Annotated in this window: 16 protein-coding genes; 11 read left to right on the top strand and 5 right to left on the bottom strand. The window is 58.7% G+C overall.

Annotated elements, in window-relative coordinates:
• Positions 1-242 precede the first annotated feature (242 nt).
• The 6 genes from fadB to NL64_RS09615 all read left to right on the top strand — a co-directional run bounded on the left by fadB (position 243) and on the right by NL64_RS09615 (position 7,773).
• Positions 243-2,390, top strand: a complete 2,148-nt coding sequence (gene fadB / locus NL64_RS09640; RefSeq protein ID WP_034147902.1) for a fatty acid oxidation complex subunit alpha FadB — start codon at positions 243-245, stop codon at positions 2,388-2,390.
• A 29-nt stretch (positions 2,391-2,419) separates the two neighbouring features.
• Positions 2,420-3,595, top strand: a complete 1,176-nt coding sequence (fadA, locus tag NL64_RS09635) for an acetyl-CoA C-acyltransferase FadA (protein ID WP_007933190.1) — start codon at positions 2,420-2,422, stop codon at positions 3,593-3,595.
• Positions 3,596-3,694: 99 nt separating this feature from the next.
• The gene (locus tag NL64_RS09630; protein ID WP_034147901.1) at positions 3,695-3,931 is read left to right on the top strand and encodes a DUF1653 domain-containing protein; all 237 of its coding nucleotides are present in this window, start codon (positions 3,695-3,697) and stop codon (positions 3,929-3,931) included.
• Between the two features lie 114 nt (positions 3,932-4,045).
• Complete coding sequence (topA, locus tag NL64_RS09625; protein WP_034147900.1) at positions 4,046-6,673, top strand: type I DNA topoisomerase; 2,628 nt, start codon at positions 4,046-4,048, stop codon at positions 6,671-6,673.
• Between the two features lie 190 nt (positions 6,674-6,863).
• Positions 6,864-7,388 carry a DUF6586 family protein gene (locus tag NL64_RS09620; RefSeq protein ID WP_034147899.1) on the top strand — a complete coding sequence of 175 codons (525 nt, stop codon included), beginning with the start codon at positions 6,864-6,866 and terminating at the stop codon, positions 7,386-7,388.
• 151 nt (positions 7,389-7,539) lie between these two features.
• Complete coding sequence (locus tag NL64_RS09615) at positions 7,540-7,773, top strand: hypothetical protein (protein ID WP_034148009.1); 234 nt, start codon at positions 7,540-7,542, stop codon at positions 7,771-7,773.
• A gap of 93 nt (positions 7,774-7,866) precedes the next feature.
• Here NL64_RS09615 and sulA read toward each other — a convergent pair whose 3' ends face one another.
• Both sulA and lexA read right to left on the bottom strand, forming a co-directional pair.
• Positions 7,867-8,340, bottom strand: a complete 474-nt coding sequence (sulA, locus tag NL64_RS09610) for an SOS-induced cell division inhibitor SulA (RefSeq protein WP_034147898.1) — start codon at positions 8,338-8,340, stop codon at positions 7,867-7,869.
• 10 nt (positions 8,341-8,350) lie between these two features.
• A complete protein-coding gene (lexA, locus tag NL64_RS09605) occupies positions 8,351-8,959 on the bottom strand; it encodes a transcriptional repressor LexA (RefSeq protein WP_034147897.1) in 609 nt (202 codons plus the stop codon).
• Positions 8,960-9,188: 229 nt separating this feature from the next.
• Between lexA and NL64_RS09600 the strand changes: the two genes are divergently transcribed.
• From NL64_RS09600 to NL64_RS09590, 3 genes are all read left to right on the top strand, one after another.
• Positions 9,189-9,896 carry a TetR/AcrR family transcriptional regulator gene (locus tag NL64_RS09600; protein WP_034147896.1) on the top strand — a complete coding sequence of 236 codons (708 nt, stop codon included), beginning with the start codon at positions 9,189-9,191 and terminating at the stop codon, positions 9,894-9,896.
• 158 nt (positions 9,897-10,054) lie between these two features.
• On the top strand, positions 10,055-11,065 hold the full coding sequence (nagZ, locus tag NL64_RS09595) for a beta-N-acetylhexosaminidase (RefSeq protein ID WP_034147895.1): 1,011 nt from the start codon (positions 10,055-10,057) through the stop codon (positions 11,063-11,065).
• A gap of 12 nt (positions 11,066-11,077) precedes the next feature.
• Positions 11,078-11,815: an S-methyl-5'-thioinosine phosphorylase gene (locus NL64_RS09590; protein WP_034147894.1), complete on the top strand. Its 738-nt coding sequence runs from the start codon at positions 11,078-11,080 to the stop codon at positions 11,813-11,815.
• Positions 11,816-11,954: 139 nt separating this feature from the next.
• Here NL64_RS09590 and NL64_RS09585 read toward each other — a convergent pair whose 3' ends face one another.
• Genes NL64_RS09585 through mfd form a run of 3 tightly spaced genes read right to left on the bottom strand, consistent with a single transcriptional unit; the run spans position 11,955 to position 18,684 of the window.
• Positions 11,955-14,648 carry a DEAD/DEAH box helicase gene (locus tag NL64_RS09585; protein WP_034147893.1) on the bottom strand — a complete coding sequence of 898 codons (2,694 nt, stop codon included), beginning with the start codon at positions 14,646-14,648 and terminating at the stop codon, positions 11,955-11,957.
• 9 nt (positions 14,649-14,657) lie between these two features.
• Positions 14,658-15,224: a CsiV family protein gene (locus NL64_RS09580; protein WP_034147892.1), complete on the bottom strand. Its 567-nt coding sequence runs from the start codon at positions 15,222-15,224 to the stop codon at positions 14,658-14,660.
• A 10-nt stretch (positions 15,225-15,234) separates the two neighbouring features.
• Positions 15,235-18,684 (bottom strand): transcription-repair coupling factor, encoded by a 3,450-nt coding sequence (gene mfd / locus NL64_RS09575; RefSeq protein ID WP_034147891.1) that lies wholly within the window; start codon positions 18,682-18,684, stop codon positions 15,235-15,237.
• 362 nt (positions 18,685-19,046) lie between these two features.
• Between mfd and NL64_RS09570 the strand changes: the two genes are divergently transcribed.
• Positions 19,047-20,510, top strand: coding sequence for a glyceraldehyde-3-phosphate dehydrogenase (locus tag NL64_RS09570; RefSeq protein WP_034147890.1), 1,464 nt, complete (start codon positions 19,047-19,049; stop codon positions 20,508-20,510).
• 230 nt (positions 20,511-20,740) lie between these two features.
• Complete coding sequence (locus NL64_RS09565) at positions 20,741-21,232, top strand: hypothetical protein (protein ID WP_052321231.1); 492 nt, start codon at positions 20,741-20,743, stop codon at positions 21,230-21,232.
• Positions 21,233-21,306: the final 74 nt, after the last annotated feature.

The following is a 21,306-nucleotide window of genomic DNA, read 5'->3' as shown; positions in this document are numbered from 1 at the left end:
GTTTCAACCCAATGTTTCAGGCGATTGACAATTGTCGGAAATTCCGTGAAGGTGACGTACCCAAATCAAACGGGCGTATGAAATGAGCGTTTGTCCGACAAACTGCTCCTACAGAATCCCGACTATCGCGTTGGCGGGTGTGCCGGGTTGAGAGGCGTAGCATCGACGTTTAACGTCCCTGCCGAACCATTCACCTGCGTCCGACGTGTACTGTTCAGCTTCCATATCGTGGAGATCAGTTGATGATTTACGAAGGTAAAGCCATCACGGTTAAGGCTCTTGAAAGTGGCATCGTCGAACTGAAGTTCGACCTCAAGGGTGAGTCCGTCAACAAGTTCAACCGTCTAACCCTGAACGAACTGCGTCAGGCTGTGGACGCTATCAAGGCAGATGCTTCGATCAAGGGTGTGATCGTCAGCAGTGGCAAGGACGTGTTCATCGTCGGCGCCGACATCACCGAATTTGTCGACAACTTCAAGCTGCCGGATGCTGAGCTTGTTGCTGGCAACCTCGAAGCCAACAAGATTTTCAGCGATTTCGAAGACCTCAACGTCCCGACCGTCGCCGCGATCAACGGCATCGCTCTGGGTGGCGGTCTGGAAATGTGCCTGGCAGCGGACTACCGCGTCATGTCGACCAAGGCCAAGATCGGTCTGCCGGAAGTCAAGCTGGGCATCTACCCGGGCTTCGGTGGTACCGTGCGTCTGCCGCGCCTGATCGGTGCCGACAACGCCATCGAGTGGATTGCCTCCGGCAAGGAAAACCGTCCTGAAGACGCCTTGAAAGTCGGCGCCGTGGACGCTGTGGTTGCTCCTGAGAAGCTGCAGGAAGCCGCGCTGGAACTGATCAAGCGCGCCATTTCCGGCGAGTTCGATTACAAGGCCAAGCGCCAGCCGAAGCTTGAAAAACTCAAGCTGAACGCGATCGAACAAATGATGGCGTTCGAAACCGCCAAAGGTTTCGTGGCCGGTCAGGCTGGCCCGAACTACCCGGCGCCGGTTGAGGCGATCAAGACCATCCAGAAAGCCGCGAACTTCGGTCGCGACAAGGCGCTGGAAGTCGAAGCAGCCGGTTTCGTCAAACTGGCCAAGACCTCTGCCGCGCAGAGCCTGGTCGGTCTGTTCCTGAACGATCAGGAACTGAAGAAAAAGGCCAAGGCCTACGACGAAATCGCCAAGGACGTGAAGCAGGCAGCCGTACTGGGCGCCGGCATCATGGGCGGCGGTATCGCCTATCAGTCGGCCTCCAAAGGCACGCCGATCCTGATGAAGGACATCAACGAGCACGGTATCGAGCAGGGCCTGGCCGAAGCCGCCAAACTGCTGGTTGGCCGCGTTGATAAAGGTCGCATGACCGCCGCGAAGATGGCTGAAGTGCTCAACGGCATTCGTCCGACCCTGTCCTACGGTGATTTCGGTCACGTGGACCTGGTGGTTGAAGCCGTCGTCGAGAACCCTAAGGTCAAGCAAGTTGTTCTGGCTGAAGTTGAAGGCCAGGTTAAAGAGGACACCATTCTGGCGTCCAACACCTCGACCATTTCCATCACCTTGCTGGCCAAGGCCCTCAAGCGTCCGGAAAACTTTGTCGGCATGCACTTCTTCAACCCGGTGCACATGATGCCGCTGGTCGAAGTGATCCGTGGCGAGAAGTCCAGCGAGCTGGCCATTGCCACCACCGTTGCCTACGCCAAGAAAATGGGCAAGAACCCGATCGTCGTCAATGACTGCCCGGGCTTCCTGGTCAACCGCGTGCTGTTCCCGTACTTCGGCGGTTTCGCCAAGCTGGTCAGCGCCGGTGTGGACTTCGTCCGTATCGACAAGATCATGGAAAAATTCGGCTGGCCAATGGGCCCGGCCTACCTGATGGACGTGGTCGGCATCGACACTGGCCACCACGGTCGTGACGTGATGGCTGAAGGCTTCCCGGACCGCATGAAAGACGACCGTCGCTCGGCCGTTGACGTGCTCTACGAAGCCAAGCGCCTGGGCCAGAAGAACGGCAAGGGCTTCTACGCCTACGAGACCGACAAGAAGGGCAAGCAGAAGAAAGTGGCCGATCCGTCGGTACTGGAAGTGCTCAAGCCAATCGTCTACGAGCAGCGCGAAGTCACCGACGAAGACATCATCAACTGGATGATGATCCCGCTGTGCCTGGAAACCGTGCGTTGCCTGGAAGACGGCATTGTCGAAACCGCTGCCGAAGCCGACATGGGTCTGGTCTACGGTATTGGTTTCCCTCCATTCCGTGGCGGTGCGCTGCGCTACATCGACTCGATCGGTGTTGCCGAGTTCGTTGCCCTGGCTGACCAGTACGCTGATTTGGGCGCGCTGTACCACCCGACCGCGAAGCTGCGCGAAATGGCCAAAAACGGCCAGAGCTTCTTCGGTTAAGCGCCCCCAACTAGAGTGAGAGTGAACTTATGAGCTTGAATCCTAGAGACGTCGTGATTGTCGACTTCGGTCGTACTCCGATGGGCCGCTCCAAGGGCGGCATGCACCGCAACACCCGCGCCGAAGACATGTCGGCGCACCTGATCAGCAAACTGCTGGAACGCAACGTCAAGGTTGACCCGAGCGAAGTCGAAGACGTGATCTGGGGCTGTGTGAACCAGACCCTGGAGCAGGGCTGGAACATCGCGCGCATGGCGTCGCTGATGACCCAGATCCCGCACACTTCGGCCGGCCAGACCGTCAGCCGTCTGTGTGGCTCGTCCATGAGCGCGCTGCACACCGCTGCACAAGCGATCATGACCGGCAACGGTGACGTGTTCGTGGTTGGTGGCGTCGAGCACATGGGCCACGTGAGCATGATGCACGGTGTCGATCCGAACCCGCACATGTCCCTGTACGCGGCAAAAGCCTCGGGCATGATGGGCCTGACCGCTGAAATGCTGGGCAAGATGCACGGCATCACTCGCGAACAACAGGACGCTTTCGGCGTGCGCTCCCACCAACTCGCCCACAAGGCGACCGTGGAAGGCAAGTTCAAAGACGAAATCATCCCGATGCAAGGTTACGACGAGAACGGTTTCCTGAAACTGTTCGACTACGACGAAACCATTCGTCCGGAAACCACCCTGGAAAGCCTGGCAGCATTGAAGCCAGCGTTTAACCCGAAGGGCGGCACCGTGACAGCGGGTACTTCGTCGCAGATCACCGATGGTGCCTCGTGCATGATCGTGATGTCGGCGCAGCGTGCACAGGACCTGGGCATCCAGCCTCTGGCGGTGATTCGCTCGATGGCAGTGGCAGGTGTGGATCCGGCAATCATGGGCTATGGTCCAGTACCGGCCACACAAAAAGCACTGAAGCGCGCGGGCCTTGGCATCAACGATATCGACTTCTTCGAGCTCAACGAAGCTTTCGCCGCACAGGCACTGCCAGTGCTGAAAGATCTGAAAGTGCTCGACAAGATGAACGAGAAGGTTAACCTGCACGGCGGCGCGATCGCCCTGGGTCACCCGTTCGGTTGCTCCGGTGCGCGTATCTCCGGCACTTTGCTTAATGTGATGAAGCAAAATGGCGGCACCTTCGGGGTAGCCACCATGTGCATTGGTCTCGGCCAAGGCATCTCCACCGTCTTCGAACGCGTTTAAGCGTTTCGCTGACGGAAGCCGGGGCCAAGTGCCCCGGTTTTTGTTTTTCCGGATTTATTTTTATTTTTATTTTGAAAAAATTTGAGTGAGGGCCGAAGCATGCCGATACAACCTGGGCTCTATCAACATTACAAGGGTCCGCAGTACCGTGTATTCAGCGTTGCGCGGCATTCGGAAACCGAAGAAGAAGTGGTCTTCTACCAAGCCCTGTATGGCGATTACGGCTTTTGGGTACGTCCCTTGAGCATGTTCCTGGAGTCGGTCGAAGTTGACGGGGAGCAGGTGCCACGCTTTGCTTTGGTGCAAGCTGAACCGAGTGTTTTTTCCAAGCCATAAGCTGAGTGCGCGCAATACCCTGCGCTTGACCTCACCTTGTAGCCACTATATATAGCGGTGCCGCGTCAGGCGCCAACCGCCTTTCACTTCTAGAATTCAGGAATTTTCTGATCCATGGGCAAATCGCTGGTCATTGTGGAATCCCCGGCTAAGGCCAAGACCATCAACAAGTATTTGGGCAACGAATACGTGGTGAAGTCGAGTATCGGCCATATCCGAGACCTGCCCACCAGCGGTTCGGCTAGCGCCAGCAAAGAGCCAGCCGCCAAGCGCGGCAAGGCCGCTGCGGGTGAAGCGCCGGCCTTGTCGCCGAAAGAAAAGGCGCGCAAGCAGCTGGTCGCTCGCATGGGGGTCGATCCCGATCATGGCTGGAAAGCCAAGTACGAGATCCTTCCAGGCAAGGAAAAGGTCATCGAAGAGCTGCGCCGGCTCGCCAAAGATGCTGACACCATCTATCTCGCAACCGACTTGGACCGCGAGGGGGAAGCCATTGCCTGGCACCTGCGCGAAGCCATCGGTGGTGACGACACCCGCTACAAGCGCGTGGTGTTCAACGAAATCACCAAGAAGGCGATTCAGGAAGCCTTCTCCAAGCCGGGCGAGCTGGACATCGACCGTGTAAATGCCCAACAGGCGCGTCGTTTCCTCGACCGCGTTGTGGGCTACATGGTTTCCCCGCTGCTGTGGGCCAAAATTGCCCGTGGCCTGTCCGCCGGTCGTGTGCAATCGGTTGCGGTGAAGCTGGTCGTTGAACGTGAGCGCGAGATACGTGCGTTCATCCCGGAAGAGTACTGGGAAGTTCACGCCGACCTCGGCACAGCCAAAGGCGCTACCGTACGTTTCGACGTCGCTCGCGAGAAAGGCGAAGCCTTCAAACCGCTCAACGAAGCCCAGGCCATGGCCGCGCTGGAGAAGCTCAAGGCTTCCAGCTACAGCATCGTCAAGCGTGAAGACAAGCCGACCAGCAGCAAGCCGTCGGCACCGTTCATCACTTCCACCCTGCAGCAGGCCGCGAGCAACCGCCTGGGCTTCGGTGTGAAGAAAACCATGATGATGGCTCAGCGTCTGTATGAAGCCGGCTACATCACTTACATGCGTACCGACTCGACCAATCTCTCGGTTGATGCCGTGGCAATGGCGCGTACTTATATTGAAGGTGAGTTCGGCAAGAAATACCTGCCGGAAACCCCGAACGTCTACAGCAGCAAGGAAGGCGCACAGGAAGCTCACGAAGCGATTCGTCCATCCGACGCCAACACCGAGCCTAGCAAGCTGTCGGGCATGGAGCGGGACGCTGAGCGCCTCTACGAGTTGATCTGGCGCCAGTTCCTCGCCTGCCAGATGCTGCCGGCGCAATACCTGTCGACCACGGTCACCGTCGGTGCCGGCGACTTCGAGCTGCGCGCCAAGGGCCGCATCCTGAAGTTCGACGGTTACACCCGCGTCATGCCGCAAATCGCCAAGCCGGGCGATGACGACGTACTGCCGGACATGGCCCAGGGTGACGCGATGAAGCTGATCAAGCTTGATCCGACCCAGCACTTCACCAAGCCGCCGGCGCGTTACTCGGAGGCCAGCCTGGTAAAAGAAATGGAAAAACGCGGTATCGGTCGTCCTTCGACCTACGCAGCAATCATTTCGACTATCCAGGATCGTGGCTACGTCGCGCTGCACAACCGTCGTTTCTATTCCGAAAAGATGGGTGACATCGTTACCGAACGTCTGGCCGAAAGCTTCTCCAACTTGATGGACTACGGCTTTACCGCCGGCATGGAAGAGCACCTCGATGACGTGGCTCAGGGCGAGCGCGACTGGAAAAACGTGCTCGACGAGTTCTACGGTGACTTCAAGAAAAAACTCGAAGTAGCCGAAAGCCCGGAAAACGGTATGCGTGCCAACCAGCCGGTGATGACCGATATTCCGTGTACCACCTGCGGTCGTCCGATGCAGATTCGTACCGCGTCGACCGGTGTGTTCCTCGGTTGTTCGGGTTACAGCCTGCCGCCGAAAGAACGCTGCAAGGCCACCGTCAATCTTGTACCGGGCGATGAAATCGCTGCGGACGACGAGGGTGAATCGGAATCGCTGGTACTGCGTGGCAAGCATCGCTGCCCGATCTGCAGCACAGCGATGGATGCTTACCTACTCGACGAAAAGCGCAAGCTGCACATCTGCGGTAACAATCCGGATTGCAATGGCTACGAAATCGAAGAGGGCACCTATCGAATCAAGGGCTACGAAGGTCCGAGCCTGGAGTGCGACAAGTGCGGCAGCGAGATGCAGCTCAAGACCGGTCGTTTCGGCAAGTTCTTCGGATGCACCAACCCGACGTGCAAGAACACTCGCAAACTGCTGAAAAGCGGTGATGCGGCGCCGCCGAAGATGGATCCGGTGAAGATGCCTGAGCTGAAATGCGAAAAGGTCAACGACACCTACATCCTGCGCGACGGTGCGTCCGGCCTGTTCCTGGCGGCCAGCCAGTTCCCGAAAAACCGCGAGACCCGCGCTCCGCTGGTTGTGGAAATCGTGCCGCACAAGGATGAGATCGATCCGAAGTACCACTTCCTTTGTGAAGCGCCGAAGAAAGATCCGGATGGTCTGCCAGCCGTGATTCGCTACAGCCGCAAGACCAAGGAACAGTACGTCCAGACAGAAGTCGACGGTAAGCCGACTGGCTGGAAGGCGTTCTACGACGGCGGTAAGTGGAAGGTTGAAGACAAGCGTCCAGCAGCGAAGGCTTAAGCGCGCAGGCTGATAATGGGCCGACTTCGTCGGCCAATGGGAGCAAGCTCTCTCGCCACAAACAAAAGGCCGCATGACAACCCTTGGGTTTTCATGCGGCCTTTTTGTTTTGAGCTTGCGGTCAGCTTGGCTGATCCACGACACTGTGCGACCTGCGTGAAGCAATTATTTCGTTGTGGAGACTGCCGTCATGGCCCACGAACTCTATACCCGTACTAACCAGAAGATTTATTTCGCCGGTCTTTCGCTGGAAGCACTCGCCAAGGCAGAAGAGGGGCGGGCGATGAACTCCCTGGCGCTGATTCAGGCTGGGCGCGAATCGGCGTTGTTTCATCTGTACGGAGCGCTGCTGGGGCTGTGCCACGAAATCGCCGGTTTCTATCGCTTGCCTCAGGCCAATGCACCTCGGGCGGAGCTGCTGCTGACCCGCGAGGTGCTGGAGTCCATCGCCATTCCTGAAATGGCCGAGATGGTCGAACTGGCCAACAATCCGGAAACCTGGCTGGCCAAGCTTCTGTCGGCCCATGCAACCTTGTTCCAGCCGCCTCGGGCGCCGCACAAGCCAAAAGGCGATGTGACCCAGCCGCTGATCCTGGCGGTAAACCTGGATGAAGAAGAGGCGCCTCAAGAACTGAGTCGTGAGGAGCTGGAGAGCTGGCGTCAAAACCTTAAAAGCCTGGCGCTCCGTTTTCGCGAAGGCTTGAACGAGTGCTGAAGGATTGAGCGGATGACGGATAGCTTCAAGAGCTTTCCGTTCAGGGATGATTGCTAATAGATGTTTCTTTGCGATGGCATCTGGTCAAGATCCCGAGCGAAGCCTGGCTGATGCCTATATAATCCCTGCCTTTCGTGGAGAACACACCTTTATGCCAACGTCCTTTCTAGAAATTGTCGAGTTACCAGACGGCCGTATTGAGCTGCGCAGAGCTGAGGACGAGGGTTCTCTGGTTACTTTGGATTTCTCCGAGGACGCCAAAGCGTTCCTGCAAGGCCAGCACGTTGAAGTCGCCAAGGCGATGTTGAGCGTCGGCGTTCAGATGGCGGGGCGCATGGTTGAAGGCGAATTCGAGAAGGACGAGGGGTCGCGGGTCCTTCATTGATCCCGCCCGTCGGTTTTTTCGGGTACAGCTTTGTATCGGCTTCTCTCTCCTTAGAGAAGCCTTGCACAGATCAATGTGCGCAGTGTTTGTCAGTTAACCCAATTTAATGTTCAGGCTTTGTGCGTCCCCGGTTCGGGCGGCGCTGATTAACTGTTGGCGAGCGTTTGTGCTCAGTGGGTTGAGCCAGCTGACGACCGTGTGGCTGCGACCAAGACGAAGGGCTTCGCATGTCAACTGCTGGGCGCTCTGGGTGCCGCGCGGTTGCAGCAGCAGAATGCGTTCGCGGTTGAGGCCGGCGTCCCGCAACCAGGCCTGAGTCAGGCTGGCGGGTGGGGCGATGAGTGTCAGCCAGCGCGCATCCTGATCCTGACTTAATTCCCTGAGGATCGGTGCCAGAAGGTTCAGGCAGTTCCCGGCTGCACCACGCAGAGACAATTCACTGAAGACCTCTGGCTCGGCGCTCCACGGCGACTCGACCACTTCCTTCAGGATCGGCGCCAATGGCGGGGCCATGAATGCCTCGAACAGCGGCAGTTGAGCTTGCTGTGATGTATGTGGGAACTGCATAAAGCCTCCTTTAGCGGCGAATGACGCCGACACTCAAGCCTTCGATCACCAGTTCCTGATCTTTAAGGTTCACTTCAATTGGAGCGAATTCAGGGTTTTCGGCAATCAACCAGACCTTGCTGCCATCACGCTTGAAGCGCTTGACGGTCACTTCGTCGCCGATTCGTGCTACCACGATCTGGCCATTGCGGGCTTCACGGGTGGTGTGGACGGCCAACAGGTCGCCGTCGAAAATGCCAACGTCCTTCATGCTCATGCCATGGACGCGCAGCAGGTAGTCGGCGCGCGGATGGAAGAAAGCAGGGTTGATGTTGCAGGACTCTTCGACATGCTGTTGCGCAAGGATCGGTGCGCCAGCGGCAACACGGCCAATGATCGGCAGGCTGGAGTCATCGGCCTTGGCTTCGAAGCCGGGAATGCGAATGCCGCGCGAAGCCCCGGGAGTCATCTCGATCGCGCCTTTGCGGGCAAGTGCCTTGAGATGCTCTTCTGCAGCGTTGGGCGATTTGAACCCCAGTTCCTGAGCGATTTCCGCGCGGGTCGGCGGGTACCCATTGTCTTCCAGGCAGCGTTTGATGAAGGCCAGAATCTCTGCTTGGCGTGGCGTCAGCTTTAGCATATTGATCGCTCTGTCTTTTTATACAGTGACTGGGATTATATACAGTGAATCGGTCTTGGCAATGCCCCTTTTTTTGCACGCCGCTAGACGGTCGTTCGGCCTGCTGATTGAAGCTTTGCGGTTGTGTGGTTAAATGGCTGACCGACCATTCCCAAAAAGAACTGCCAGACTTGACAATACACAAGCTGAAACGTATGTTTCAAACAAGTGTTTGTCAGGCGGAGTAGCCATGGCCCAGTCGGAAACCGTTGAACGCATTCTCGATGCTGCCGAGCAGTTGTTCGCGGAAAAAGGTTTCGCTGAAACCTCGTTGCGTCTGATCACCAGCAAGGCCGGTGTCAATCTGGCAGCGGTGAATTATCACTTCGGCTCGAAAAAGGCGCTGATTCAGGCGGTCTTCTCGCGTTTTCTCGGGCCATTCTGCATCAGCCTCGATAAAGAGCTGGAGCGTCGACAGTCCAAGCCAGAGAACAAGGCCACGCTCGAGGAGCTGCTGGAGATCCTCGTCGAGCAAGCCCTTGTGGTTCAACCGCGTAGTGGTAACGATCTGTCTATCTTCATGCGCTTGCTGGGGCTGGCCTTCAGTCAGAGCCAAGGACATTTGCGTCGTTATCTGGAAGACATGTACGGGAAAGTGTTCCGCCGTTACATGATGCTGGTCAACGAAGCCGCGCCGCGTATCCCGCCGATCGAACTGTTCTGGCGCGTGCACTTCATGCTAGGTGCAGCGGCGTTCAGCATGTCCGGTATCAAGGCCTTGCGCGCCATCGCCGAAACCGACTTCGGAGTGAATACCTCGATCGAGCAAGTCATGCGTCTGATGGTGCCGTTCCTGGCAGCTGGCATGCGTGCCGAATCCGGTGTCACCGACACGGTCATGGCCGCCGCGCAGTTGCGTCCGCGCAGCAAGTCGACACCGGTTGCCGCCAAGGTTTAACCGCACACAGGTGGGCGCGGCAGCTGACATCCGCTAAGCTAGCCGCCCATGTCGACTCTCGTTCTGAATCCGCTCCCAATTTTTATCGCCGACCTGCCGGGCATCGCCCATGGCGGCGAATTCGTGCGAGCCGGGTTCTTCGTTATCAAGGAATCTCTATGACTGCTGGCCTGCAAGGCTCGTTGATGGTGGACGTCGCCGGTACCTGGCTGACGGCTGAAGATCGCCAATTGCTGCGTCAACCCGAAGTAGGCGGTCTGATCATTTTCGCCCGCAACATTGAAAACCCGCGTCAGGTCCGCGAATTGAGCGCTTCGATTCGCGCCATTCGTCCTGATCTGCTGCTGGCGGTGGATCAGGAGGGCGGGCGGGTGCAGCGTCTGCGTCAGGGCTTCGTGCGATTGCCCGCCATGCGTGCCATTGCCGATAACCACAATGCCGAGTATCTGGCTGAGCAGTGTGGCTGGATCATGGCGACCGAAGTGTTGGCCGTAGGCCTGGATCTGAGTTTTGCCCCGGTGCTGGATCTCGATTACCAGCGCAGCGCCGTAGTTGGTACCCGCTCGTTCGAAGGTGACCCGGAGCGCGCAGCCCTGCTGGCAGGCGCATTTATCCGCGGTATGAACAGCGCCGGCATGGCCGCGACCGGCAAGCATTTCCCCGGTCACGGTTGGGCTGAAGCGGATTCCCACGTCGCAATCCCCAACGATGAGCGCAGCCTCGACCAGATTCGCGCCAATGACCTGGTGCCTTTCGCCAAATTGAGCAAGCAGCTGGCTGCGGTCATGCCGGCGCACGTTATTTACCCGCAAGTCGATTCCCAGCCAGCCGGTTTTTCCCGTCGTTGGTTGCAGGATATCCTGCGCGGTGAGTTGCAATTCGACGGTGTGATTTTCAGTGACGACTTGTCCATGGCCGGCGCCCACGTAGTAGGCGATGCTGCCAGCCGCATTGAAGCAGCGTTAACCGCCGGATGCGACATGGGCCTGGTGTGCAACGATCGCGCTGCCGCCGAACTGGCGCTGAGCGCGGCCCAGCGCCTGAAGGTCAAGCCTTCCGAGCGCATTGCGCGCATGCGTGGTCAGTCGTTTGCGAGCACTGAATACCGTCAAGACCCGCGTTGGCTGGCAGCCGTCGGCGCGCTCAAAGAAGCTCAATTGATTGATTAAGGACTGTTCGTTATGACGGTTTACGCGATTATCGGTGGCACCGGCCTGACTCAACTCGAAGGCCTGAGCATTCGTCAGTCATTGGCGGTGGACACCCCTTACGGCGCGCCTTCCGCCGAAGTGCAGATCGGCGAGTACGCTGGCAAGGAAGTGCTGTTCCTCGCCCGTCACGGTCACCCGCACCGTTTTCCGCCCCATCAGGTGAATTACCGCGCCAATCTCTGGGCGCTGAAGCAAGCCGGGGCCGAGGCAATTCTCGCGGTCAACGCGGTGGGTGGAATTCATTCTGCGATGGGGACCGGGCATTTCTGCGTCCCGCATCAGTTGATCGACTACACCAGCGGTCGCGAGCACACCTATTTCGCCGATGACCTGGAGCAGGTCACCCACATCGACTTCAGCTACCCGTACAGCGAGCCGCTGCGTCAGCAATTGATCGCGGCGCTGGCGGCTGAAGGCGTTGGCTACAGCAGTCATGGTGTGTATGCCTGCACCCAGGGCCCACGGCTGGAAACCGTCGCTGAAATCGCCAGGCTGGAGCGTGACGGTTGTGACATCGTCGGCATGACCGGCATGCCGGAAGCGGCCCTCGCTCGTGAGCTGGAACTGGATTACGCGTGTCTGGCGCTGGTGGTGAACCCGGCAGCGGGCAAGTCGACGGCGGTGATTACCATGGCCGAGATCGAGCAGGCCTTGCATGACGGGATGGGCAAGGTGAAGTCGACGTTGGCGCGAGTGCTCAAGGGTTGAGTCAGACTACAGCACCGAGTTGAACCTATCGCTGGCAAGCCAGCTCCCACAGGTATCGAGTCGATCACAGAATTTGTGACCAGCACCGACCCTGTAGGAGCGTGGCTCGCCCTCGATAGCGATTTGTCAGGCGCTGAACTCAGCGCTTCTCCAGCTTATCCGGCAACGGCGCAAACAACGCCTCAATGTCATCATTCTGCATTTTCCAGTCCCCCGCCTGACGCCCATCCAGCACGCCCGCCGCAAGGTCGGATTTTTCCTTTTGCAGGTGCTGAATTTTTTCTTCAACCGTGCCGCGCGCAATCAATTTGTAAACAAACACCGGTTTCTCTTGCCCGATGCGGTAGGCCCGGTCGGTCGCCTGATTTTCCGTCGCCGGATTCCACCACGGATCGTAATGAATCACCGTGTCTGCTTCCGTCAGGTTCAAACCTACGCCACCAGCCTTCAAGCTGATCAGAAAAATCTGACGCTTGCCGCTCTGGAAGTCTTTCACCGGCGAACGTCGGTCCCGGGTCTGCCCAGTCAGCAAGGCGTATTCAACACCGCGCTTCTTCAGTTCGACCTCGATCAGCGCCAGCATCGACGTGAACTGCGAGAACAGCAGAATCCGCCGGCCTTCCTCGAACAGCTCTTCGAGCATTTCCATCAAGCTATCGAGCTTGCCCGACGTACTGCCGCGAGCCGGCGGGGTGGCGTCGTTGACCAGGCGTAAGTCGCAGCACACCTGGCGCAATTTCAGCAGCGCTTCAAGAATGATGATCTGACTGCGTGCCACGCCTTTGCGGGTGATCTCGTCGCGGACTTTCTTGTCCATGGCCAGGCGCATGGTTTCGTACACGTCGCGTTGCGCTTCATTGAGTTCGACCCAATGGATGATCTCGGTTTTTGGCGGCAACTCGGTGGCGACCTGTTCCTTGGTGCGACGCAGCAGGAAGGGTTTGATCCGACCATTGAGGTGCTGAAGTCTGACTTCGCTGGTGCGCTTTTCAATCGGCACGCGGTAGTCGCGGTTGAAGCTTTTTACATCGCCAAGCCAACCGGGCAGCAAGAAGTGAAACAGCGACCACAGTTCGCCCAGGTGGTTTTCCAGAGGTGTGCCACTCAGGCACAGTCGCTGACGGGCATTCAGCTCGCGCGCAGCCTGGGCGGCCTTACTGTTCGGGTTCTTGATGTACTGCGCTTCATCCAGCACCAATATGTGCAACGGCTGCGCCGCCAGGCGTTCGACGTCTTTGGGCAGCAATGCGTAGGTGGTCAGGATCAGGTCGTAATCGGCCAGATGCTCGAAATGTTTTTTGCGACTGGCGCCGTAGAGCGCCAGCACTTTGAGTTGCGGTGTGAAATGCGCTGCTTCGTCGAGCCAGTTGGGGATCAAACTGGTAGGCATCACCACCATGCACGGCCGGTCGAGGCGTCCGGCGTTTTTTTCGGTAAGAACGTGCGCCAGGGTTTGTAGGGTTTTACCCAGGCCCATGTCATCCGCAAGGATCCCGCCGACTTCCAGCTGCCGCAGCGACTGCATCCAGCTCAGGCCTTCCAGCTGATACGGGCGCAGCGTCGCATTCAAGCCTTCCGGCACTGTGGCGGTGTAGTCCTTGATGTCCCGCAGGCGCTGGGCAAAGCTGCGAATCTGTTCGCCGCCTTCCCACAGCAGCGGCAGGTCTTCCAACGGATTCAGACGCGTGGCATCAGCCTTGCTCAAGCGTAAGGTGGTTTCGCCGGGCTCTTGCAGATAGAACTCGCCGAGTGTCGCCAGCACCGGTTTCAAACGGCCGAAGGGCAGGGCGACTTGCAGAGGTCCGTACTCGGAGTTCGGTCGGTTGGGAATGTTCACCAGAATCAGCTCGTCGTCGCGCCGCCGGGCGAGGCGTTCCGGGTTGAGGATTTCGGTGTGAGAGCGCATCAAATTCAGCAGGATCGGCAGCAGACTCAGCCGTTCGCCGTTGACGATGATGCCAAGCTCCAGGTCAAACCAGTCGCGCTCCGGCGCCTGTTCGACGGTGGCGTACCAGTCGTCGACGGCGGTCAGGTCGAAACCGAAGTCCTCGTTGATTTGCAGCTCCCAGCCCTGGGTGCGCAGCTTCGGCAGCTCGTTGAGGGTGAAGGTCAGCCAGGCGCTGTCGTTGACCATCTCAAACAGTTCGCCAGCACTTTCCGGCAAGGCTTTGCTTTGGCGGGTGGCGATTTTGAAGCCGAGGATTCGCAGCTGTTCCCTGTAGGACTGTTCCACTTCCGGGTGACGTTTTATCCGCAGTGTCTGTGTCTCCTGACGAATCAGGATGTCAGTGTTTTTCTGCCCGGAAACGTATTCATCCAGATAGCTGAAGGACAGCGCCGCACGGTGCTGGATGTAGCGTTGCATCCTGCCATTGCGCGGTTCGAAAGCGCTGAACTCGATACTCGCCAGCCACAGGCGCGGTACCGGTTGCACGTTATCCACCAGCACTTGCGGCGGCGCTTTCGGATTTCGGTTTTCCAATACGGCCTGGAGTTTTTCCAGAAGCTCGGCGTCTTTGGCGGCGGCGGGGTAATCGAGGGTTTCCTGCACCTGGAGCAATACCGCCGCACAGTGTTTGCAGTTGCTGTGGACCGGGCAAGAGCAGGTGGCGTCGACCATCAGCAAAGTGCCTTTAGCCGACTCGCGCAGGCGAATGGTCTGACGGTAAACGTTACCGCCAGAGCCTTCGCAAGCCGCGATGATGGTGGCGTCGCCGGCCTCGACGATCCTGACGCGGTTCTCCAGAGCGTAGCGGCGGCCACGCTCCAGGCTCTGTTCTTTGAATCGGCTGACCCAGGATGGTGCCAGGGGTTTGCTCAGGGTCGCTGACATAAGAGTCAATCAGTCCGGAATTTCTTCGGGAGCTGCTCGGGGTGCAGGGGCGGTCAGCGAGGTGATCTTGATCAGCAGGCCGAGGTGGCCGTTGTCGAGGAAGTTCAACTGGCCGTTCTTGGTGTGGCTTTCCTGCTTCAGGCGTTCGCTAGCGGTGACCATACCGTTGACGTCGATTTGGTTGACCCAGAAATCCGCATCGACGTCGGTGAAGCGCCCCAGTTTCATGCTCAGCGTACCCTCGATCGGGAACTGACCATATTGTTCCTTGCCGTCGCTGATCGCGACTTTGGTGGCTTCCTCGCCGAGGTTTTGTTGCCAGGCTTTGTGCAGTAGCACGGTGTATTCATTGCTGGCGGTCAGCTTTTCCACTTCGCCATTGAGGCTCGGCGTTCGCAGGCTGTCGGGGCTGACGGCTTGCGCGCCAGCGGCCCAGTCTTCCGGCGCGGCACGGCTGACAATCGCCGGCACGGCATTCTGCCGCACCAGAATCATTTCAATCTGATACAGATCATCGGCAAATACCGAGGGTGCGACCAACGTCATCAATAAGGTCAGTGAGCGAAACAGGCGCATGCGGCGTCCTTCAAGCAGTTTTCGGAATGAGGCGCTCGAACAGCGCCTCTACAGTATTAAAGCGCTCTTCCGGGCGCTCCATCGGAACCTGGAACTTAAACATCGTGGCCCCTTCGAATTTGTAGCGTTTTGGCTGGCTCTGGATCAGCTTGATCAGCGTCAGCGGGTCGACCGGCGTCTGCGTCGCAAACTCGATTCGACCACCCTGCGGGCCGCCATCGACTTTCTTGATGCCCAGCAACTCCGCCTGCAATTTCAGCGCAGTGATGCGCATCAGATTCTTGGTCGGCTCCGGCAACAGGCCGAAACGGTCGATCATCTCCACTTGCAGATCCTTGAGGCCTTCCTCATCGCTGGCCGAGGCGATGCGCTTGTAGAGAATCAGCCGTGCGTGAACGTCCGGCAGATAGTCTTCGGGAATCAACGCCGGTACGCGCAAGTTGACTTCCGGACCCCCGCCCAGCGGTTGATCGAGGTTCGGTTGCTCGCCCTTGCGGATAGACTTCACCGCGCGCTCGAGCATTTCCATGTACAGAGTGAATCCAACGGCCTGGATCTGCCCGCTCTGACCATCACCGAGCAGTTCGCCGGCACCACGGATTTCCAGGTCGTTGGTGGCAAGCACGAAGCCCGCGCCAAGGTCCTGGGTGTTGGCAATCGCTTCCAGGCGTTTTTCCGCGTCCGCAGTGATTTGCTGGCGCGGTGGCGTCAGCAGGTAGGCGTACGCCTGGTGGTGGCTGCGTCCAACGCGGCCGCGCAACTGGTGCAGCTGTGCCAGGCCGAATTTGTCGGCACGCTCGATGATGATGGTGTTGGCGCTCGGCACGTCGATGCCGGTCTCGATGATGGTCGAGGCGATCAACACGTTGAAGCGCTTGTGGTAGAAGTCGCTCATCACCTGTTCGAGTTCGCGTTCGCGCATCTGCCCGTGGCCGATGCCGATCCGTGCTTCCGGCACCAGTTCGGCGAGGTCGGCGGCGCATTTCTCGATGGTCTTCACGTCGTTGTGCAGGTAATAAACCTGGCCGCCACGCAGCAGCTCACGGAGCAAGGCCTCTTTGACCGTGCTCTTGTTCTGCTCCATGACGAAGGTCCGCACCGACAGGCGTCGGGCCGGTGGCGTGGCGATGATCGACAGGTCGCGCATGCCCGACACGGCCATGTTCAGCGTGCGCGGAATCGGCGTGGCGGTCAGGGTCAGGATGTCGACTTCACTGCGCAGGGCCTTGAGCTGTTCTTTCTGACGCACACCGAAACGGTGTTCCTCGTCGATGATCACCAGGCCGAGGTTTTTGATCTTCACGTCGTCCTGCAGCAGCTTGTGCGTACCGATGACGATGTCGATCTTGCCTTCGGCGAGATCGGCGACGGCAGCGTTCACTTCCTTGGTCGACTTGAAGCGACTCATCACTTCCACGGTCACCGGCCAGTCGGCGAAGCGGTCGCGGAAGCTGTTGTAGTGTTGTTGGGCGAGCAGGGTGGTCGGCACCAGAATCGCTACCTGGCGGCCGCCGTGCACGGCAATGAATGCAGCGCGCATGGCCACTTCGGTCTTGCCGAAGCCGACGTCGCCGCACACCAGGCGATCCATCGGCTTGGGCGCGAGCATGTCTTCGCGCACGGCTTCGATGGTGGTTTGCTGGTCCGGGGTTTCTTCGAACGGAAAACCGGCGCTGAACGTGGCGTAATCGGCTTTCGGGTCGGCGAAGGCATAGCCTTCACGGGCGGCGCGGCGGGCATAGATGTCGAGCAACTCGGCCGCGACGTCGCGCACCTGTTCGGCGGCTTTGCGCTTGGCTTTCTGCCAGGTCTCGGAACCGAGGCGGTGCAGCGGGGCGAGTGCATCGTCGCTGCCGGTGTAGCGGGCGATCAAATGCAGGTTGGCCACCGGCACGTAGAGCTTGGCGCCCTCGGCGTATTCCAGGGCGAGGAATTCGGCGGTCTGGCTGTCGATCTCCAAAGTCGCGAGACCGAGGTAGCGACCGACGCCGTGATCGATGTGCACCACCGGTGCGCCTTCGCGCAGCTCGGTAAGGTTCTTGATGACCGCGTCGTTATTGGCGTCGGCACGTTTTTCGCGGCGACGGCGCTGCATCACGCGCTGCCCGAACAATGGACTTTCGGCAACCAGCGCCAGGGCCGGATCGTCCAGCACCAGACCTTCATCCAGTGGCGCGATGGTGATCGCCAGGCGCTCTTTGCCGGCAACAAAGTCAGGCCAGCTGTCGACGGTTTTCGGTCGCAGTTTCAAGCGTTCCAGCAGTTCCAGCAGCACTTCGCGTCGGCCCGCGGACTCGGCGGTGAACAGCACGCGACCGGGGAACTCGTCGAGGAAACCGGCCAGTGCCGCCAATGGCTGGGTGGCCTTGGCTTCGATGGCCAGGTTCGGCAGTTCGCGCGCGGGGAAGCGTTCGCGGCCGGCGCCGCTTTCCAAGTCCTGCTGGCTCGCCACCACCCGCGGCCAGTTTTTCAGGCGCGCGAAGCAGTCTTCTACCGGCAGGAACAGTTCGGCGGGCGGCAATAAAGGACGGGCCGGATCAACACGCCGCTCTTCATAGCGATTGCGCACGTCGTTCCAGAAGTTCTCGGCGGCCTGTTCGATGCCTGGCAGCGAGAACACTTGCGTGTCCTGGGGCAGGTAATCGAACAGGGTCGAGGTTTCTTCGAAGAACAGCGGCAAGTAGTACTCGATACCGGCCGGGGTAATCCCGCTGCTCAAGTCCTGAAAGATCGGGCAGCGACGGAAGTCGACATCGAACCGCTCGCGGAACCGCGCCTTGAAACGGGTGACCGCTTCTTTCTGCAGCGGGAATTCCTTGGCCGGCAGCAGCTTGACCGAGTCGACCTTGTCGATGGAGCGCTGGTTTTCCGGGTCAAAGGTGCGCAGGGTTTCGATTTCGTCGTCGAACAGGTCGATCCGGTATGGCAGTTTGCTGCCCATCGGAAACAGATCGATCAGCGAGCCGCGCACGGTGAATTCGCCATGTTCATATACGGTATCGACGTAGCGATAACCGGTGGCTTCGAGGCGGGTGCGCATTTGCTCGACGTCGAGCTTCTGGCCGACATCCAGCACCAGGCTGCTGCCGAGCAAAAACTTGGTCGGCGCCAGACGGTGCAGGGCGGTGGTGATCGGCACCACCAGCACGCCATGACTCAGCTCCGGCAATCTATAAAGTGCCGAGATACGCTGGGAAATGATGTCCTGGTGCGGCGAGAACAGGTCGTAGGGCAGGGTTTCCCAGTCGGGGAAATGCAGTACAGGCAAATCCGGGGCGAAGAAACTCAGCTCCTGTTCCAGCCGTTCGGCGCTTTGGCTGTCGGCGGTCAGCAGCAGGGTAAAGCGCTTGGCAGCGCTGGCGGCCTCGGCAATGGCCAGGCTCAGGGCGGCACCGGGCAGGTTGCCCCAGTGCTGTTTACCTGCCGCGGCAGGGAGAAGCGGTAGACGCAGAACGGGCACGGAAGGTTGAGCTCCAAGCGTTGCGACAAAGTCGGTAATTGTAGCGGCCTCGGGTGCCGGCTGTCAGTTGCAGATGTGTCTATTACGCGGGTAAGGCGAAATGTAGTGGTAAAGACAAAATCGCGGCGTTTTTTAGTGAAATCTGGCGAATATGTAGTGGCAAAAACAACCAGTGTTACGGATGGTTACGGACAAGGTTGCGCTGTCCCCAAAAAATTGACGATGCTGGAGGCCGCGGTTTTATTGGGCTTCAGCGAGGCGTAATTTTTTTGATCGGGATTTTGTTACGGGAAGAGCGACAAGCGCGCATTGCTACACGAGTCACTCGGCGGCATAATGTAGCCCCTTTTTTCTGCCCCTACATGTGGAAGGTTCCCGTGACTCAGAAGCCCGACCAGTGTCTTGGTGAATGGATCGACCGTGAAGCACTCGCAGAAGCGATGATTCCGCTTATCGGTCAGCTCTACCGCAATAACAACGTGGTGAGCTCGATCTATGGCCGCAGCCTGATCAATCGTTCAGTCATTGCGATTCTCAAAGCTCACCGCTTTGCTCGTCACCGTCAGTCCGACGACAGCGAGCTGTCCGTCCACGAAACATTCCCGCTGCTCAAAGCGATGAGCGAGCTCAAGCTCGGCGCCGCTTCGGTAGACCTGGGCAAGCTGGCCTCCAAATTCAAGGCTGAAGCCAATGGCCGTACTGCCGAGCAGTTCGTCCGTGATGAAATGGCCGACGTGGTTGGCCAGCAGAACGCTTCCGCCCGCAAAGGCACCGACGTTGTCCTGTACGGCTTCGGTCGTATCGGCCGTCTGCTGGCGCGCATCCTGATCGAGAAAACCGGTGGTGGCGACGGCCTGCGTCTGCGCGCCATCGTTGTCCGCAAGGGCGCCGAGAACGATCTGGTCAAACGTGCCAGCCTGCTGCGTCGTGACTCGGTGCATGGTCCGTTCGACGGCACCATCACCATCGATGAAGCCAACAACACCATCACCGCCAACGGCAACCTGATCCAGGTTATCTACGCCAAGAGCCCGGCTGAAGTCGACTACACCCAGTACGGCATCGAAAACGCTCTGATCGTCGACAACACCGGTGTATGGCGCGACGCCGACGGTCTGGGTCAGCACCTGGCCTGCCCGGGCGCTGCCCGCGTGATCCTCACCGCACCTGGTAAAGGCGCGCTGAAGAACATCGTTCACGGCATCAACCATGGCGACATCACCCCGGAAGACAAGATCATCTCGGCCGCTTCCTGCACCACCAACGCCATCGTGCCGGTGCTGAAAGCGGTGAATGACAAGTACGGCATCGTCAACGGCCACGTTGAAACCGTTCACTCGTTCACCAACGACCAGAACCTGATCGACAACTTCCACAAGGGCAGCCGTCGTGGCCGCGCCGCGCCGCTGAACATGGTCATCACCGAAACCGGTGCCGCCACCGCAGCCGCCAAGGCACTGCCAGTGTTGAAGGGCAAGCTGACCGGCAACGCGATTCGCGTTCCTACGCCGAACGTGTCGATGGCCATCCTGAACCTGAACCTGGAAAAGGCCACCACCCGCGAAGAGATCAACGAGTACCTGCGCCAGATGGCCATGCACTCCGATCTGCATAAGCAAATCGACTACGTCAATTCGCAGGAAGTGGTTTCCACTGACTTCGTTGGCTCGCGCCATGCTGGTGTTGTGGACGCAGAGGCGACCATCACCCAGGATAACCGCGTTGTTCTGTACGTCTGGTACGACAACGAATTCGGTTACAGCTGCCAGGTGGTTCGCGTGATGGAAGACATGGCCGGTGTAAACCCGCCAGCATTCCCTCGCTAAGCCTTAGCTGCACATGAAAACGCCCCGACTTAGGTCGGGGCGTTTTTGTTTGTGCGCCTTTCAGACTTTTCTTCCCGAATAACTCAACCTTGGAAACACTCTTGTAGGAAAAGGATTGTTTCTTTTGACGAAACTTCTTAATCGTCTTTTTGACCTCGCTGTGGGAGTCGCAACGCTGTCAGCGTCCATTGCATCATTTCTGAACACCTTCCAGGAATAGGGAGTTTGAAATGAATGCACTCTTGCAGCCCTCGTATACCAACGATATTTCTCCAGAGTATCTGCGCAGTCTGGACAAACCTCATTTCACTGAACAGCGAATTGCGCAATTCAGTGAACAGGCCCGGGCGGTTGTTTGTGAGCAGCAGGCTTACATCGACACCCATCCCGCTATCGCCATTTTCCGGTGCGCCACAGAGGGTAGCCACACTCGTAACGGCGGTGTGATCCAGCAAGGGACGGGGCCGCTGGAATTCAAACTGGAAGATGGGCGGGCGGTGCGCGCAGCGCGCAAAGGCGACTACGTCCTGTATGCCGATGGCAGTACGGCGCAGATCATCACGGGCGCCGGGCAAGGCAACAATGATGTGGCGCTGGTCGGCAGCGTACTCAGCAATGGCGACGAGATCATCAATACGCTGCAAGACGGCTTCTTGTTTATCGCGCGTGAAGGTGTGTCGACCGCCGAAGATTTTCTGCCTCTATCGCGGACTGAGCGATGAAGCCACGCAGTTGCCTACTTGAATGATCAGGCAGCTGACGGTCACAACCCAAGGTCGTAAACCTTCGGCCGGAC

Source organism: Pseudomonas fluorescens, from assembly GCF_000802965.1.
GTDB lineage: Bacteria > Pseudomonadota > Gammaproteobacteria > Pseudomonadales > Pseudomonadaceae > Aquipseudomonas > Aquipseudomonas fluorescens_A.
This window is presented reverse-complemented; position numbering and strand designations above follow the sequence as displayed.